Source organism: Desulfovibrio mangrovi (genome assembly GCF_026230175.1).
GTDB lineage: Bacteria > Desulfobacterota > Desulfovibrionia > Desulfovibrionales > Desulfovibrionaceae > Halodesulfovibrio > Halodesulfovibrio mangrovi.
Genome location: NZ_CP104208.1, coordinates 103,867 through 118,973 on the forward strand (window position 1 = coordinate 103,867; position 15,107 = coordinate 118,973).

16 protein-coding genes are annotated in these 15,107 nt (G+C 59.0%); 12 read left to right on the forward strand and 4 right to left on the reverse strand.

Annotation, left to right across the window (positions count from 1 at the left end):
• Positions 1 to 45 precede the first annotated feature (45 nt).
• On the forward strand, positions 46 to 894 hold the full coding sequence (locus N1030_RS00455) for an AraC family transcriptional regulator (protein ID WP_265826995.1): 849 nt from the start codon (positions 46 to 48) through the stop codon (positions 892 to 894).
• Positions 895 to 1,047: 153 nt separating this feature from the next.
• Here the strand turns inward: N1030_RS00455 and N1030_RS00460 are convergent, their stop codons facing one another.
• On the reverse strand, positions 1,048 to 1,716 hold the full coding sequence (locus tag N1030_RS00460; RefSeq protein WP_265826996.1) for a VOC family protein: 669 nt from the start codon (positions 1,714 to 1,716) through the stop codon (positions 1,048 to 1,050).
• Positions 1,717 to 1,929: 213 nt separating this feature from the next.
• Here N1030_RS00460 and N1030_RS00465 point away from each other — a divergent pair, with 213 nt between their 5' ends.
• The 10 genes from N1030_RS00465 to N1030_RS00510 all read left to right on the forward strand — a co-directional run bounded on the left by N1030_RS00465 (position 1,930) and on the right by N1030_RS00510 (position 11,523).
• Complete coding sequence (locus N1030_RS00465; protein WP_265826997.1) at positions 1,930 to 2,346, forward strand: DUF2000 domain-containing protein; 417 nt, start codon at positions 1,930 to 1,932, stop codon at positions 2,344 to 2,346.
• A 171-nt stretch (positions 2,347 to 2,517) separates the two neighbouring features.
• Positions 2,518 to 3,435: a DMT family transporter gene (locus tag N1030_RS00470; protein WP_265826998.1), complete on the forward strand. Its 918-nt coding sequence runs from the start codon at positions 2,518 to 2,520 to the stop codon at positions 3,433 to 3,435.
• A 772-nt stretch (positions 3,436 to 4,207) separates the two neighbouring features.
• Positions 4,208 to 4,792, forward strand: coding sequence for a 4Fe-4S dicluster domain-containing protein (locus N1030_RS00475; protein ID WP_265826999.1), 585 nt, complete (start codon positions 4,208 to 4,210; stop codon positions 4,790 to 4,792).
• Positions 4,789 to 5,664, forward strand: a complete 876-nt coding sequence (locus N1030_RS00480; protein WP_265827001.1) for a CoB--CoM heterodisulfide reductase iron-sulfur subunit B family protein — start codon at positions 4,789 to 4,791, stop codon at positions 5,662 to 5,664. Before N1030_RS00475 ends, N1030_RS00480 begins: the two co-directional genes overlap by 4 nt.
• Positions 5,665 to 5,679: 15 nt before the next feature.
• Positions 5,680 to 7,653, forward strand: coding sequence for a CoB--CoM heterodisulfide reductase iron-sulfur subunit A family protein (locus tag N1030_RS00485; protein WP_265827002.1), 1,974 nt, complete (start codon positions 5,680 to 5,682; stop codon positions 7,651 to 7,653).
• On the forward strand, positions 7,629 to 8,156 hold the full coding sequence (locus tag N1030_RS00490; protein ID WP_265827003.1) for a hydrogenase iron-sulfur subunit: 528 nt from the start codon (positions 7,629 to 7,631) through the stop codon (positions 8,154 to 8,156). The genes N1030_RS00485 and N1030_RS00490 overlap by 25 nt, the downstream gene beginning before the upstream one ends.
• Positions 8,153 to 9,133 carry a 4Fe-4S dicluster domain-containing protein gene (locus N1030_RS00495; protein ID WP_265827004.1) on the forward strand — a complete coding sequence of 327 codons (981 nt, stop codon included), beginning with the start codon at positions 8,153 to 8,155 and terminating at the stop codon, positions 9,131 to 9,133. Before N1030_RS00490 ends, N1030_RS00495 begins: the two co-directional genes overlap by 4 nt.
• Positions 9,133 to 10,200 (forward strand): 4Fe-4S dicluster domain-containing protein, encoded by a 1,068-nt coding sequence (locus N1030_RS00500; RefSeq protein ID WP_265827005.1) that lies wholly within the window; start codon positions 9,133 to 9,135, stop codon positions 10,198 to 10,200. The genes N1030_RS00495 and N1030_RS00500 overlap by 1 nt, the downstream gene beginning before the upstream one ends.
• Positions 10,190 to 11,035 (forward strand): FAD/NAD(P)-binding protein, encoded by an 846-nt coding sequence (locus tag N1030_RS00505; RefSeq protein WP_265827007.1) that lies wholly within the window; start codon positions 10,190 to 10,192, stop codon positions 11,033 to 11,035. Before N1030_RS00500 ends, N1030_RS00505 begins: the two co-directional genes overlap by 11 nt.
• A 14-nt stretch (positions 11,036 to 11,049) precedes the next feature.
• On the forward strand, positions 11,050 to 11,523 hold the full coding sequence (locus tag N1030_RS00510; RefSeq protein ID WP_265827008.1) for a ferritin-like domain-containing protein: 474 nt from the start codon (positions 11,050 to 11,052) through the stop codon (positions 11,521 to 11,523).
• 152 nt (positions 11,524 to 11,675) lie between these two features.
• Here N1030_RS00510 and N1030_RS00515 read toward each other — a convergent pair whose 3' ends face one another.
• A complete protein-coding gene (locus N1030_RS00515) occupies positions 11,676 to 11,963 on the reverse strand; it encodes a YciI family protein (RefSeq protein WP_265827009.1) in 288 nt (95 codons plus the stop codon).
• 246 nt (positions 11,964 to 12,209) lie between these two features.
• Between N1030_RS00515 and N1030_RS00520 the strand changes: the two genes are divergently transcribed.
• The gene (locus N1030_RS00520) at positions 12,210 to 12,905 is read left to right on the forward strand and encodes a DUF6901 family protein (RefSeq protein WP_265827010.1); all 696 of its coding nucleotides are present in this window, start codon (positions 12,210 to 12,212) and stop codon (positions 12,903 to 12,905) included.
• A 93-nt stretch (positions 12,906 to 12,998) separates the two neighbouring features.
• On the opposite strand, the gene N1030_RS00525 is transcribed toward N1030_RS00520, so the two are convergent.
• Both N1030_RS00525 and N1030_RS00530 read right to left on the reverse strand, forming a co-directional pair.
• Positions 12,999 to 14,159, reverse strand: a complete 1,161-nt coding sequence (locus N1030_RS00525) for a SufB/SufD family protein (RefSeq protein WP_265827011.1) — start codon at positions 14,157 to 14,159, stop codon at positions 12,999 to 13,001.
• A 1-nt stretch (position 14,160) separates the two neighbouring features.
• Positions 14,161 to 14,961: an ABC transporter ATP-binding protein gene (locus tag N1030_RS00530; protein ID WP_265827012.1), complete on the reverse strand. Its 801-nt coding sequence runs from the start codon at positions 14,959 to 14,961 to the stop codon at positions 14,161 to 14,163.
• Positions 14,962 to 15,107 lie beyond the last annotated feature (146 nt).

A 15,107-nucleotide genomic window follows, 5' to 3' on the forward strand; every position in this document is an offset into this window, starting at 1 on the left:
GTTCCCGCATTGCATTGGCTGCCGTATCTTTTCAGGAGGGTTCCCATGCCCTGTGCAACCGATTCCGCCACCGTGCGCTTCTGGCGCGATGAGGCGCTGGACGCCGTGGAGGTGCGCTATTCGCATTTTGACGGCTACCGTTTCCCCGCGCACGTGCACGATACGTGGTCCGTGGGACTGGTGGACGAAGGGCACAGCGTGTTCCGGCTTTCCGGCCGCTCGCAGCCCGTGCGGGCAGGGCAGATCGCCATCATACCTCCCGGCATGGTACACGACTGCAATCCCCGCGAGGGGGCATGGACCTACCGCATGTTTTATGTGGATGATGCCCTGATGCGCTCGCTTGCCTGCGGTCTTTCCGGCGTGCAGCGTGATGCGGCGGGCAGCGGTGCTGATGTGGCGGCGTTCGACGCACTGGTCATTGATGACGTCGAGGTCTTTGCCGCGCTTTCCGGCTTTCAGCGGCTGGTGGAGCAGGGGGCGGAACCGTTGGTAAAGCGTGCCGCCATGACCGAGGCCTTTTCCCTGTTGCTGTTGCGGCACGGTTCCGTGCGGGAGGAGCAGGGGCGCAGCGGCGATGAGCGTCTGGCCGTACGGCGTGTGCGCGGGTATCTGGCGGATAATCTGGCCGAGAAGGTCACGCTGGATGACCTTGCCGCCGTGAGCGGCCTGAGCGCCTGTCACCTGCTGCGTGTCTTTCGTGCAGAGACCGGCCTCACGCCCCACCAGTGGCAGACCCAACTGCGCATTAATCACGCCAAGCAATTGCTCGCAGGCGGAGCTCCTATTGCGGATGTGGCTTTTGCGGCCGGATTTACCGACCAGAGCCATTTTACCCGCACGTTCCGTGCGGTAACGGGCGCAACTCCCCGCTTGTACCGGATGGCGGAATAGCGCGTCCTGCCTGCCGGAGCCACAGTTCCTCTGATGCTTCAAGAGTAGGGCGGCTCGGCGTGCTCATGCTCCGGCATCTCCCCTCCCCTTTCTTATCTTCCTTCAACTGATGGCAGGCGTTTGCGGGCAATTCTTGCAATTCCCCTTATCCAGCTACCAATGAAACACGAGCGGCAACTGCGGTCTGAAGTCATGCGTCATGCCATGTGGCGTGTCATCAAAGAACAGCTCCAGCAGGTGCGACGCTCCGGTGGTGATCTTCAGCTTCCCTGTCTTGCAGACCTGTTCGACCGTGGCGGAGAGCGGAACGGAGGTTGTGGTTGTCAGCCGCACGCGGGTAACCCGCTTCAGGCCGCAGGGGTGGTCCAGCGGCTCTCCGCTTTCCGTGTTGTCCCTGCGGGTGATGAAATCTAGGTACACGTAATTGGGTTCGGCCACGCCGTTGTCGGTGGCAACCTGCATGCAGAGCGGAGCCGGCAGGTACTGCGGATGATAGAGCGCATGCTCGGGCAGGCTTTCTTTTCCATGTGCCTCTTGCATCGCCGCTTCCGGCCGGAAGATCAGACCGAAGGGGGAGCCATCCTCTTTCAGGGCGTCAAAGCGTTCCTTGAGGCGGATGGGGGCGGTACCTGCCGAAGCGAGTTCGGTTTCGTCAGAGGCCCAGAGCAGTTCCAGCATGAAGTTATGAAAAAAGAAACGCCGGTTTGCGGTGCCTTGGCCCGGATGCGTATTGGAGGAACCTTCCCGCAGGCCGAAGCGGAGGAGGCTGTCTCCCACCGGAGCCAGCATGTCAGTGCAGATGTATATATGATCGAGTTCCATGTGCTGCCTCCCTTGCGCATCAATATGGGGCGAGCGGCGCTGAGCTTGACTGTTGTTGTGCTGTATCATGCTGAATTTGCAGATCTTAGCTGTGTTTCTGCTTACCCCTGCCTCGGATGCAAGTAAAGCGGAAGCAACGCTCATCGCAATATTCTACCAGACCGGGTTTCGGTCGTGGGATAGGGTGCCTGCCAAATATGAACGGAGGCTTTCATGACCGCAGGCAAGAATTCGAAATGCGTTTTTGTAATTGATGCTGATCTGCCCAAGGGGCTGGCTGCCAATACGGCGGCTGTGCTGGCGACATCTGTAACCGCGAAGGTAGGGGATATGGTCGGCTGCGATGTGACCGACGGCGGCGGATGCTGTCATCCTGCCATTACGCAGGTTGCCATTCCTATCCTCAAGGCTTCCGCAAGCGAGCTGACAGAGCTGCATACGGCGGCCCGTGCCGATGCGGAATTGCTTGTAACCGGGTTTAGCGATGCGGCACAGCGTTCAAGAAGTTATGATGAATACGCAGCCCGTATGAGCGGGCTGCAAACGGACTCCGTGCGCTTTCTTGGCATAGCGTTGTTCGGGGCTCGTAAAAAGGTTGCCTCGCTGACAGGGCAGTTCGGGCTTATGTAGCCCCATATCGTTTATCCCCCGGTTCCCCTTTGGGGGAATGTTTGGTGAAACCACTGTTTAACATCTATTTGCTTGTCCTGCGCCGCGTAACCGATTACGCAGAAACTGCTGTCCCGCAATGCGGTAAAATGCCGGTTGCGCGGCGGGATTCGCTTTATCGAAGGGGCTTTCATGTTCTCCCGTAACTCGGCTTCGCTGCTTCCCACGCTGGCGCTTCTTGCCGCTGTCTGTCTCTGGTCCAGTTCCTTCGTGGGCATGAAGATCGCCCTGCGAGAGATTGCACCGCTCACTATAATCTGGATGCGGCTTGTCTGTGCTTCCATCGTGGTTCTGCCCATGTTGCGGCGGGGTATGGGGGCCAACCGCAAGCCGGGGGACGGGAAATGGCTGTTCGTGGTGGCCCTGTTCCAGCCCTGTCTCTATTTCACACTGGAAAGCTACGCCCTGCAATTCACCTCTGCCTCCGAGGCGGGAACCATTTCCGCGACAATGCCTCTGATGGTGGCAGCACTGGCCGCGTTGTTTCTGGGAGAGAAGGCTTCCATGACCATGCTGGCAGGGCTGCTTCTGTCCTGCGGCGGCGTGGCATGGTTGACTCTGGCGGGAACCCCTTCGCCGGATGGCCCCAATCCGGCTCTCGGCAATGCTCTTGAATGCGCCGCAATGGTGGCGGCGGCTGGCTATACCCTTGCCCTGCGCAAGCTGGAAGGGCGCTACGGTCCGTGGGCCTTGACCGGCCTGCAGAGCCTTGCAGGGTTTGTCTGGTTTTTTCCCGGAGCCATGGCATCTGGTTTTCCCGATGTAACCGACCTTGCCGCCGTCTGGCCGAGCCTGCTGGCCGTGTTGTACATGGGCGTGTTTGTCTCGCTGGGTGCGTTCTGGTGCTATAATTATGCGTTGGCTTACGTGCCTGCGGGCAGGGCTTCTGCCTTCATCAACATGATTCCTGTCATTTGTCTTGTCCTCGGGTGGGCCGTACTTGATGAGCGTTTGAATCCCCTGCAATACGCGGCCTGCATCGTGGTTCTGGCAGGCGTGTGCCTGAGTCAGGAGCTGGTGCCGTGGAGACGTGCGGCGCGTGCAGTGTGATTTTTTTGTGTGTCCATCTGCGCAAATCATGGTGCGCGACGGGGTGTTTTCTGCATGCGCACGGCCTCTTGATGAAGTTCCCGCCATTCTTCTTACGATTCGTGCAAACTGTTTTTTCCTGTAATATCCTGTCTTGCTTGTGATTGAGCGGAGAATGGAGTATTGATTGATTGACTAATGAATTTGATGTGTATCATAATGGAATCATTTATTTAAGCCTTCCCCCTAGGGGGAAGGGGTTGTACTGTTGTTGAATTACCTGTAAGCGCACTCGAAGTATTGAGGTCGTGCTCGCAAGGATGAAGGTGTCATCCTTGTTTGGCTTTTTGATGACCTGCGCCGGGGGCTTCCGGCCGGGTCCGCGCTGCGGTGAAAATTGCAGCTGCGAAATGAGTCAGGCACGGAACCCTGTGACCGATAGCCATGCAAACAGAACCATGCCGGATGTAGTTGAATCTCCCTGTCGCCCGCCGTGTTCATACCGAACAGGGCTCAAGGCGCCCTCCGCCCGCAAGGCAAGCTGCCATGCGGACGGCAGGTCTGTGCAACGGGGCAGGGTGCTTTCGCTTTCGGTCATCGCAGCCGGTTATCCTCCACCTTTTCCCTTCCTGGTCGAATCGACCACCGTCGCTCCGCCCTGACCCTAAGGGCGCGACACCGGGTTAGTGCCGCCATCTGTCCCTAACCTTCTTCCATTGTCATATCGACGACCGCCAGCCTGTCTGGTTCTGTGCGGTTTGTGTATTCAACCGGATTACCTCAGGGAACAAGCATGAAAACAATCTCTCTGCAGAAGCCGGACGTTCAGTTCATCCGCGAAGTCAGGGAACGCAGCGGTCAGGAGCCGAGCCACTGTTACCAGTGCGGCAACTGTACCGCGGGCTGCCCCTACAACTTCGCCTATGACATTCCGGTGAGCAGGATCATGCGTCTTCTGCAACTCGGAAGGCGTGAGGAAATTCTGCAAAGCAAGTCGCTGTGGCTGTGCGCCACCTGTCAGTCCTGCACCACCCGTTGCCCCAACCGCATTGACGTTGCCCGTGTGATGGACGTTCTGCGCCACATGGCGCGTGAAGCCGGATACGCCACCGAGCGTAACGTGAAGGCTTTTGGCGATGCGTTTCTGGAGTCCGTGGAAAAACACGGCCGCGTGTACGAGGTGGGCATTCTCGCAACCTACGTGAGGAAGACCGGACGCTTTTGGACCGATGTGGAGCTTGCTCCGCGTATGCTGCCCAAGGGCAAGCTGAGTCTGAAGCCCCACACCATTCAGGGAGCGGAGCATATTGCCCGTATTTTCCGCCGTTATCGCGGAGAGCCTGATCCCGTGGCAAAGAACGGAGGCGAGAAGAAATGAGCCAGCGTATAGGCTACTACCCCGGATGTTCCGGTGCCGGAACCTCCATGGAATATGATGCTTCCACCCGTGCCGTCTGTGCGCGTCTGGGCCTTGCCCTGCAGGAAGTCCCGGACTGGAGCTGCTGTGGTTCCACCCCCGCGCACACCGTGGATCATGTGCTTTCCGCGGCGCTTTCCGCCCGCAACCTCGAGCTTGCCGCCGAGGCGGGCCTTGAGACCGTGACCACCCCTTGTCCCAGCTGTCTGGCCAACCTGCGTGTTGCCGGACACAAGATGGAAAAGGAAGGGTTCCGCAATCAGGTGAAGGCACTGCTGGAAACCGAATGTGCGTCCCTTGCCACCGTAAAGTCCACCCTGCAGGTGCTGCTGGAAGACGTGGGGCCCGAGGCTGTGAAGGCCAAGGTTGTGCGTCCGCTCTCCAAGCTGCGCGTTGCCTGCTACTATGGCTGCATCATGAACCGCCCGCCGGAAGTCATGCAGTTTGACGACCCCGAGCACCCCATGTCCATGGATACCCTCCTGGAAGCCTGCGGTGCCGAGGTGCTTCCCTTCCCCCTGAAGGTGGAATGCTGCGGCGCTGCTGCCGGCATGCCCCGCAAGGACATCGTGACCGAGCTTTCCGGCAGACTGCTGGACGTGGCCGCGGGCATGGGCGTGGACGCCATTGTCACCGCCTGCCCCCTCTGCCAGATGAACCTTGACCTGCGTCAGGGCCAGGTGAACTCGGCGCGCGGCACCAGCCACGCCATTCCGGTGTTCTATTTCACGCAACTTATGGGACTCGCCATGGGCCTTTCTTCTTCCGAGATGGGCATATCCAAGCTGGCCGTGGACCCCAAGCCCTGCCTTGAACAGGCAGGCGTGCTCTAGCAAGGAGATGAAATCATGCGCATAGGCGTTTTCGTCTGCCACTGCGGGAGCAACATCGCCGCCACCGTGGATTGTCCCAGTGTGGCTCAGGCGGCCAAGCTGTTCCCTGACGTGGTGTTTGCCTCCGATACCATGTACGCCTGTTCCGAACCCGGACAGGACGCCATCATTCAGGCCATCAAGGAGCACAGGCTCGACGGCGTTGTCGTCGCCTCCTGTTCCCCCCGCATGCACGAGCCCACCTTCCGCCGCGCTCTGGAGCGCGCCGGTCTGAACCGCTACATGCTGGAAATGGCCAACATCCGCGAACACGTTTCGTGGATCGGCAAGAACAAGGAGCTGAACACGGTAAAGGCCACCGAACTGGTGCGCATTGCCGCTGCCAAGCTGCGTCTGAACACCCCCCTCTATGCCAACCAGTTCGACGTGACCAAGCGCGTGCTGGTCATCGGCGGCGGTGTGGCCGGTATTCAGGCTGCGCTGGACTGTGCGGATGCGGGCATTCAGGTCATCATGGTGGAACGCGATACCAGCATCGGCGGCAAAATGGCCAAGCTGGACAAGACCTTCCCCACCGTGGACTGCTCTTCCTGTATTCTCGGCCCCAAGATGGTGGACGTTGCACAGCATCCCAACATCACGCTGTACGCAGCCTCCGAGGTTGAGGAAATCAGCGGCTACGTGGGCAACTTCGACGTGAAGGTGCGTCGCCGTGCCACCTACGTGAACTGGGATGCCTGCACCGGCTGCGGCCTGTGTATGGAAAAGTGCCCCAGCAAGAAGAGCTACGATGCCTTCAACGAAGGTGTGGCCCCCACCGCTGCCATCGGCATTTCTTTCCCGCAGGCTATTCCCAAGAAGGCCTCCATCAATGCCGAGTTCTGCATGAAACTGCAGAAGGGCAAGTGCGGCGTGTGCGCCAAGATCTGCCCCACCAAGTGCATCGACTTTGAACAGCAGGATACCATCGTTTCCGAGAAGGTGGGCGCCATTGTCGCCGCCACCGGTTACGACCTCTTTGACTGGACTGTTTACAACCAGTACGGCGGCGGCCGGTACCCCGACGTGGTCACCTCGCTGCAGTACGAACGCATGATGAACGCCTCCGGCCCCACCGCAGGCCACATCAAGCGTCCTTCTGACGGCAAGGAACCCAAGCGCGTGGTCTTCATCCAGTGCGTGGGCTCCCGTGACAAGGCCGTGGACCGTCCCTACTGCTCGGGCTTCTGCTGCATGTATACCGCCAAGCAGGCCGTGCTGACCAAGGACCACATTCCGGATTCCGACTCCTACGTATTCTACATGGACATCCGTTCCCCCGGTAAGGGCTACGACGAGTTCACCCGTCGTGCGCAGGAACAGTACGGCGTGCAGTACGTGCGCGGCCGCGTGTCCATGATCTACCCCAAGGGCGATGTGCTCGTGGTTCGCGGCGCGGACACACTTGCCGGTACGCAGGTGGAAGTGGAAGCCGATCTCGTGGTACTTGCCGTGGGCATTGAGTCCTCCAAGGGCGCTCCGCATCTCGCGGAAAAGCTGCGCATTTCCTACGACCATTACGGTTTCTTCATGGAAGCGCACCCCAAGCTCAAGCCCGTGGAAACCAACACCGCAGGCGTGTATCTCGCCGGTTGCTGTCAGGGGCCCAAGGACATTCCCACGTCCGTCGGTCAGGGCAGTGCGGCTGCTGCCAAGGTGCTCACCCTGTTCGCCAAGGACAAGCTGGAAAGCGATCCGCAGATCTCCCGCGTGAACCAGAACCGCTGTGTCGGCTGCCTCAAGTGCACCATGACCTGCCCCTTCGGCGCGGTGAAGGACGTGAAGGACCGTGCCGGCAACACCAAGGCCGAGGTTGTGGAAACCGTCTGTCAGGGCTGCGGTATCTGTACCGTTACCTGTCCCCACGGTGCCATCCAGTTGCAGCACTTTACCGATAACCAGATTCTTGCGGAGGTGAATGCCTTATGTCAGCCCGAAATGGAGTTCTAAGCGATACGCGCGAACTGCGCGTGGTCGGCTTCCTCTGCAACTGGTGCTCGTACGGCGGTGCGGATACGGCAGGCGTGGCGCGCTTTGAGCAGCCCACCGACCTGCGTATCATCCGCGTTCCCTGCTCGGGTCGTATCGACCCCCTGTTCATCATGCGTGCGCTGGTCAGCGGCGCGGACGGCGTGCTGGTTTCCGGCTGCCACCCCCGCGACTGTCACTACGCAGAGGGCAACTACTACGCCCGCCGCCGGCTCGAACTGCTCAAGCAGTTCCTGCCCATCACGGGCATTGATCCGCAACGCTTTGAATATACGTGGGTTTCCGCCTCTGAAGGTGCTCGCTGGCAGGAAGTGGTGACCAAGTTCACCAACCGTATCCACGAGCTTGGCCCCGCGCCGCGCATGCAGGGCGGCAGCGGCTATGACGAACTCTGCCTCAAGCAGATCGAGGAAGGCGTGAAACAGGGGCCCGCCTGCCCCTGCCACAAGGAGAGGGCGTTATGAGTACGCTTGAACAACTGAAGGAACAGATCCGCAAGGCCCTGCCGGACCTTGACGTGGTCATCGGCTGGGAGCAGGGCTACGACGCCATGCACGCCACGCCGCTGTTCATCCGCACGGAAGAGGACATCGACCGCCTCATCTGGAGCCCGCTGTGCGTGCACAGCCTCGGCACCTATCTGACCGGCCTGACCAAGACCCCGAACGTCCGCAAGGTCGGCCTTGTGGTGAAGGGCTGTGATTCCCGCGCCATCGTGCAGCTTACTCAGGAGCGCATGATTCCCCGCGAGAACATCGTTCTGTTCGGCGTGGGCTGCACCGGCTGTCTCAGCCATGCCCGCCTTGAGTACAAGGTGGAGCAGGGCGGTCATTACGTGGAAGACATGCACTCCATCACATTTAATGGTGACAAGGTGGAAGTTGCCGTGAACGGCGATGTCGAAAGCTTCGATTTCGACACCGTGTGTCTGGAAAAGTGTCTGACCTGCCGCTTCCCCAACGCCATTGCCACCGAGCATTTCGCTGGCGAGCAGGTGCCCGTGGCGCCCAAGTGCGAGAAGGCTCCTTCGCTGGAAGCCTTTGAAAAGCTCTCTCTGGAAGAGCGTTTCGCCTTCTGGCAGGACCAGATGCGCCGCTGCGTGCGTTGCTACGCCTGCCGCAACACCTGTCCCATGTGCGTGTGCCGCGACCACTGCATCTCCACCTCGCGCAACCCGCACTGGGTATCGCAGGAGACCAGCTCGGCCGAGAACTTCATGTTCCAGATGATCCACACCATGCACCTTGCCGGTCGCTGCATCGAATGCGGCGAATGCCAGCGCGCATGTCCGGTTGATCTGCCCATCATGCTGTTCCGCCGGACCATGGTGCATGCGATGAAGGATACCTTCGGCTACATCAGCGGTGCGGACCCCGAGGCCACGCCGCCTCTGCTCACCTTCAAGGTGGAAGAGGACAACATCAAGGAGAGGGGCTGGTAATGGAAGCGAAATTCATCAGCCATGACGAAACCACGCTCTGGCTCGACGAGCTGGCTGAGCGCCACGTGGTGCTGGCCCCCATGTGGGACAATACCGTGGTGACCTTCCGTCCGCACGTGAAGGGCCGCGTGCCTGTGCTGGACCGTATGCCGGTCATGCCTCCCAAGGACGGCGTGTTCCCCCAGAATGAGGTGCTGCTCAAGTACAAGCATGAGAAGGACCCCGAGAATCTTGACCGCACCACCGTGCAGGTGAAGGAAACCCTGCCGCAGGAAACCGCTGTGGTGGTGGGTGCTCGTCCCTGTGGAACGCGCGGCATGCTGGTCTTCGACCGCGTGTACGACTGCGACAAGATCCGCGATCCCTATTACGTCGGGCGTCGTCAGAACACGCTGTTCGTTACCGTGGCCTGTACCCGTATCGAATCCACCTGCTTCTGCCATGACGTGGGCAGCCATCCCGCCGATGCGGAAGGTTCCGACGTGCTGCTGGTGCCCGTGAAGGGCGGCTATGTGGCCGAAGCGGTGACCGAGCGCGGCGAAGAACTGCTCAAGGCCTCCTTCTTCAAGCCTGCTGCCGCCAAGGTGCAGGAAGCTGAGGAAGTGAAGAGCGTGAACCGTGAAAAGCTGCCCGAAGCTCATGACTATACCGGCTGCGGCGAAAAGCTCATGGCACGTTTCGATGACCTTGCGTTCTGGACCGAACAGTCCGCCAAGTGCATCAGCTGCGGCGCATGTACCTACCTGTGCCCCACCTGCTACTGCTTCAACATCACTGACGATTCCGTGGGCCTTGCTGGTAAGCGTCTGCGTACGTGGGACAACTGCATGTCCTTCCAGTTCACGCTGGAAGGCAGTGGCCACAACCCGCGTCCCACCAAGGCGCACCGTCTGCGTAACCGCGTGAACCACAAGTTCGCCTACTATCCGGAACTGCACGGCGTCATCGCCTGCTGCGGTTGCGGACGATGCATCAAGAGCTGTCCCGCTTCCGTGGACATCCGGGCCATCGTGAAGGCGGCACAGAACTATACTCCCAAGCAAGAAGAGGGCGGCGATGAGCGCTAACAATCCCATCCTTCCCGATATGGCGACCATCCTCGAAGTAGTGGATGAAACGCCCAATATCCGTACCTTCCGCGTCCGTTTCAACGATGAGAAACTGATGCAGGACTTCACCTTCATGCCCGGTCAGGTGGGACAGCTTTCCGCCTTCGGTTTCGGTGAAGCCACCTTCGTTATCAACTCTTCCCCCACCCGCATGGACTATCTGCAGTTCAGCGTCATGAAGGTGGGCGAAGTGACCGGCCGTCTGCACACCCTGAAGGAAGGCGATTCCATCGGCGTGCGTGCTCCGCTGGGCAACTGGTTCCCCGTGGACGAGATGAAGGGCAAGGACATCACCTTCGTTGCGGGCGGCATCGGCATGGCACCGTTGCGTACCCTGCTGGTCTACCTGCTGGACAACCGCAAGGACTACGGTAAGATCACCCTGCTGTACGGCGCGCGTTCGCCCCGCGATATGGCCTATCAGGAAGACGTGCGCGAATGGCGCGACCGTGACGATCTGGACGTTGTGCTGACCGTGGACTCCCCTGCGGAAGGCTGGGGTGAATCTCCTGAAGAACGCGTCGGCCTCATCCCCAACGTGCTGATGGACATCAACCCCTCGGCCAAGAACGCCATCGCTGTAACCTGCGGCCCGCCCATCATGATCAAGTTCACCCTGCAGGCCCTGAAGAAGCTGGGCTTTGAGGATGACCAGATCATTACCACGCTGGAAAAGCGCATGAAGTGCGGCGTTGGCCTGTGCGGACGCTGTAACATCGGTACCAAGTACGTGTGCGTGGACGGCCCCGTATTCAAGTACTCCGAACTGAAAGATCTGCCCGACGAACTGTAGGGCGAGGAGGCATTATGGCCGGTATTTTCAAGGCAGGCGATATCATTCGCGCTGCGGAGGAGATCGAATCGCGTGGCGAGGCATTCTATCAGCGTCTTGTCGATGCCGTCGGCTTTGACGGTGACTCTTCCGCCCGTGAGGTGTTCGAGTTTCTGCGCGATGAAGAGGCAAAGCACCGCGAGGTGTTCCGCGCCATGGGCCAACGTCTTGCTCCGGTGATTCTGCCTGCATGGGCGACCGAAGAGGAATACGTGGCCTACATGAGCGCCATGCTCGATAACCATGCCCTGTTCAGGGAAGGTGATTCTGCCGGTGGCGACCTGTCCCGCGAGGATGCCATCCGCCTGGCCATGCAGTTCGAGAAGGACACCATGTTCTTCTTCCGCGAAATGCGTGAGTTGGTGCCGGATTCCGAAAAGGCGGCTGTTGACCGCTGCGTGGACGAAGAACGCACCCACCTGATCAAACTGGTGGCTCTGTTGGCCTGATGTTGCCGTTTGAAGCCGCTGCCTGATGCAGCTGCCTGATGCAGCTGTCTGATGCCCTTGGCGTACTTTGTACGACATGAAAACGAGAAGCCCGGAACCGCAAGGTTCCGGGCTTTTTTCCGAGTTGGGCGCAGATCGCCCCTGTTGGCTCTCTATTCCTTGAGCGTTTCAAATCCGGCCGCAGTCATGGTCGGCGCAAATTCCGTGATCTCGTATGTGGCCACCTGTTCCCTGTGAAAGGGGTCTTCCGCAAGGTGTTGTTGCAGGGTTTTCATATCGCACCCTCTGGCCAGAATGATGCCGCCTGTTCTGGGCACCTTTCTGCCGGAGGCTATGAAAACGCCAGCGTCATATTTTTCGTGCAGAAACTGCACATGCTCTTCCAGTAACCTGTCGATGCTCTCAAGGGGAGCCGTGTACGTAAGTGATACAATATACATGCGTAATACCTCGCAAGCCGTTTCTACTCCTTTAGGGCGGAAACGCAAGGCAGCGAGGGACGAGGATATCTTGAAGCATAACCTTGTCGTGTTTTCTACTGCACTTGAGACAGGCTGTGAGGATATTTCATGTTGATATTGATGATTTGTGCAATGTCGCTTGGAAAATAATGGGATATTGTTGGCGTATCGCGGGTTGATGATTTACAATCCTCAGAGGTATCAGTGTAACCTCAGGGGTCGTTTGTGGATATTACCTACCGCTTTACGCTGGACACAGGGCAGACGGAGTTATTCTCCCTGCGTTTCAAGCCGGATACGCTTGATGCGGATTGGCCGCTTCCTGACGTGCTGCCGGATTGGGCTCTTTTGCCGTTCCATATTTGCAGCCACTGCCGCTTCGATGTGGATGCAACAGCGTATTGTCCGCTTGCCGCCCGGCTGGTGGACATCATTGCCAGACTCGGCCACCTTATTTCGTATGATTCACTGCTGGTGGAGGTGGAAACGCCTGAGCGGAGCATCAACCAGCGCACCACGGCCCAACGTGGCGTAAGTTCGCTGCTGGGGCTTATCATTCCCACATCTGGCTGCCCCTACACGGCTTTTTTCAAGCCCATGGCGCGTTTTCACCTGCCTTTTGCTTCTCCGGACGAAACCTTCTACAGGGCAGCCTCAATGTTCATGCTTGCCCAGTATTTCATGCATGACAACCCCGAGGCGGTTGACCTGCATATGGAAGGACTGTCGCGCATTTATTCCGATATCGAGATTGTGAACTTTCAACTTGTGAGCAGGTTGCGTGCGGCGACACAGGCGGATTCCTCGGTCAACGCCGTGATCATCCTCGATCTGTTTGCCAAGTCCATGCCCTTTGTGCTGGAAGACAGGCTGGAGGATTTCCGCCATCTTTTCATGCCGTTCCTCAACGGGAAACCGTAAAATCCTGTATTTTTCGCTCTGGCGATTAACTATGAAGGCCCGCCGGATTGCTCCGGCGGGCCTTTTACTTGCAATATGCGTAGCTGGTACAGCCTACATGACGTCGTTGGCGTCCAGCTCGTTGATCTGCTTGTTGATGGCTTCCTGCAGTTCCGGGGGTAGGCCTTCCATCTCCACGTTCAGGAAGCCGCGGACGATGGTTGCGGTTGCTTCATCTTCATCCAGACCGCGTGCCATGAGGTATTCGATCTCTTCCTGAGCGATCTTGCCAACGGCGGCTTCGTGAGAGAGCTCAACGCCGTCGATGGTGGCATCCAGTTCCGGAATGGCATGGATGCGGCCGCCGCCGAGGATGAGGCCCTTGCATTCGAGGTGGCCGCGAGCGGGCACGTTGCTTGCGCCAATGAAACCGCGGTTGATGATGGTGCCGCCGGTGGTCAGGGTGCGGGCGATGATTTCAGCACGGGTGTTGGGCGCGTTCAGCTGGATGCGGTTGCCGGAGTCCACGTAGGAACCTTCCGGAGCCACGATCACGGAGTTGAAGCGTGCAACCGCGCCGGAGCCGTTCAGGGTCAGCGAGGGATACATCTGCAGGTCCTTCACGGGCTTGAGCAGCACGTAGTTGCTCAGGAACACCGCGTCTTCTTCCAGAACGCCTGCGGAACGGGGACGGACGGCGGTGTCTTCGCCCCAGTTGTGAATCATGGTGAAGGTGAGCTTGCCGCCCTTCTTCACGTAGAATTCTGAAATGCCCATGTGAGCGGTTTCCTTGGCGCCGTGAGCCGTTGCACAGCCGGTGATGATGTGCATTTCCGCACCTTCTTCAACCACCACGATGTTGTGCACGTTCTGGGCAAGGCCGGAGTCCTTGATGAACAGGCAGGACTGTACGGGGTCCTTCACCTTGGTGCCAGCCTTGGCGCGGATGAAGTAACCGCCGTGCAGGTTTTCGTAGGCGGTCTTGGTGAACTCGTCCTTGTCCTTGTCCACCAGCTTCCACCAGTATTCGGGCAGGCCGTCGTATTTTTCCAGCGCAGCCTTGATGTCCATGATCTCAAGGCCTTCCTGCTTGGTCTTGCAGTGTACGCCGGAGTGGTTCATGTGCATGAAGGAGCCTGCGCGGTCCTTGCGGTCAACGTCGATGCCCGCGTAGAGGAGGCGTTCCTTGTCCTCGGGGGACAGGGAGGAAAGATCTTCGATGGGAGCGGCGGAACCGCCGTCGAACTTGTATTTCTTCAGGTCGATTTTCTGCATGTTAGTATACCTCCCGGAAGTCGGCGAGGTCGATCTTTTCTCCGCTTTCGGCGCTCAGGCAGCGCAGGCATTCCTTGTAGCCGTGGCGGGAGATGTGGTCGAGAATGTCGCGGGGACGGGCTTCGCAGCACAGCTTGCCGTTATACATGACCTGACCGCGGTCGGCGTTCACATATTCGAGAATGTAACCGGTGTGGGTAATGATGAGGCCGGAGGTCTTGCATGACTGCTTGGCCATCTTCATGGTGCAGGATGCGGGCTGCATGCCATCCAGCAGTTCGCGGGCGGTCTTGCCGATCAGAGACATGTTTTCAAGGTCAACGCCGGACTCGGGTTCGTCGAAGAGTACGAGGTCGGGGCGCTGAGCCATGAGCTGCAGCAACTCGGAACGCTTGATTTCACCACCGGAGAAACCGGAGTTGATGTCGCGGTCGAGGAAGCGGGTGAAGTTTACCTTCTTTGCCAGTCCGTCCACGTCCACAGGGCGGCCCTGACCGCACATCTGTACGAGGTGGCCGGTCTTCAGACCATGAATGGTGGGCGGGCGCTGGAAGGACATGCCGATACCGAGGCGGGCACGTTCGTACATGGGCGCGTGGGTGATGTCCACGCCCTTGAAGAGAATCTGGCCTCCGGTCACGGTGTAGTTACCAAAGCCCATGAGGCTCATGAGCAGAGTGGTCTTGCCGGACCCGTTGGGGCCGAACAGAATGAACGTTTCACCTTCGGAGATCTTCAGATCGATGCCCTTGAGCACCTCAACGTCCCCGATGTTAACGTGTAGATTCTTTATTTCAAGCATGAGAAGTCCCCGTCTTGCGGTATGGAATTACAGACGCCTTTGCGTCTGGACGCACCGTTATGCGGCATGAATCCGGCTAAGTCAATGCAGGTACTTCGAGGTGACCGGATTTCAGGTAATGCATATCCATAATGATACACACACGG

Bases quoted from the DNA above. Each gene is read 5' to 3' on its own strand.
- N1030_RS00455 (WP_265826995.1), top strand. From the start codon at position 46: ATGCCCTGTGCAACCGATTCCGCCACCGTGCGCTTCTGGCGCGATGAG.
- N1030_RS00460 (WP_265826996.1), bottom strand. From the start codon at position 1,716: ATGGAACTCGATCATATATACATCTGCACTGACATGCTGGCTCCGGTG.
- N1030_RS00465 (WP_265826997.1), top strand. From the start codon at position 1,930: ATGACCGCAGGCAAGAATTCGAAATGCGTTTTTGTAATTGATGCTGAT.
- N1030_RS00470 (WP_265826998.1), top strand. From the start codon at position 2,518: ATGTTCTCCCGTAACTCGGCTTCGCTGCTTCCCACGCTGGCGCTTCTT.
- N1030_RS00475 (WP_265826999.1), top strand. From the start codon at position 4,208: ATGAAAACAATCTCTCTGCAGAAGCCGGACGTTCAGTTCATCCGCGAA.
- N1030_RS00480 (WP_265827001.1), top strand. From the start codon at position 4,789: ATGAGCCAGCGTATAGGCTACTACCCCGGATGTTCCGGTGCCGGAACC.
- N1030_RS00485 (WP_265827002.1), top strand. From the start codon at position 5,680: ATGCGCATAGGCGTTTTCGTCTGCCACTGCGGGAGCAACATCGCCGCC.
- N1030_RS00490 (WP_265827003.1), top strand. From the start codon at position 7,629: ATGTCAGCCCGAAATGGAGTTCTAAGCGATACGCGCGAACTGCGCGTG.
- N1030_RS00495 (WP_265827004.1), top strand. From the start codon at position 8,153: ATGAGTACGCTTGAACAACTGAAGGAACAGATCCGCAAGGCCCTGCCG.
- N1030_RS00500 (WP_265827005.1), top strand. From the start codon at position 9,133: ATGGAAGCGAAATTCATCAGCCATGACGAAACCACGCTCTGGCTCGAC.
- N1030_RS00505 (WP_265827007.1), top strand. From the start codon at position 10,190: ATGAGCGCTAACAATCCCATCCTTCCCGATATGGCGACCATCCTCGAA.
- N1030_RS00510 (WP_265827008.1), top strand. From the start codon at position 11,050: ATGGCCGGTATTTTCAAGGCAGGCGATATCATTCGCGCTGCGGAGGAG.
- N1030_RS00515 (WP_265827009.1), bottom strand. From the start codon at position 11,963: ATGTATATTGTATCACTTACGTACACGGCTCCCCTTGAGAGCATCGAC.
- N1030_RS00525 (WP_265827011.1), bottom strand. From the start codon at position 14,159: ATGCAGAAAATCGACCTGAAGAAATACAAGTTCGACGGCGGTTCCGCC.
- N1030_RS00530 (WP_265827012.1), bottom strand. From the start codon at position 14,961: ATGCTTGAAATAAAGAATCTACACGTTAACATCGGGGACGTTGAGGTG.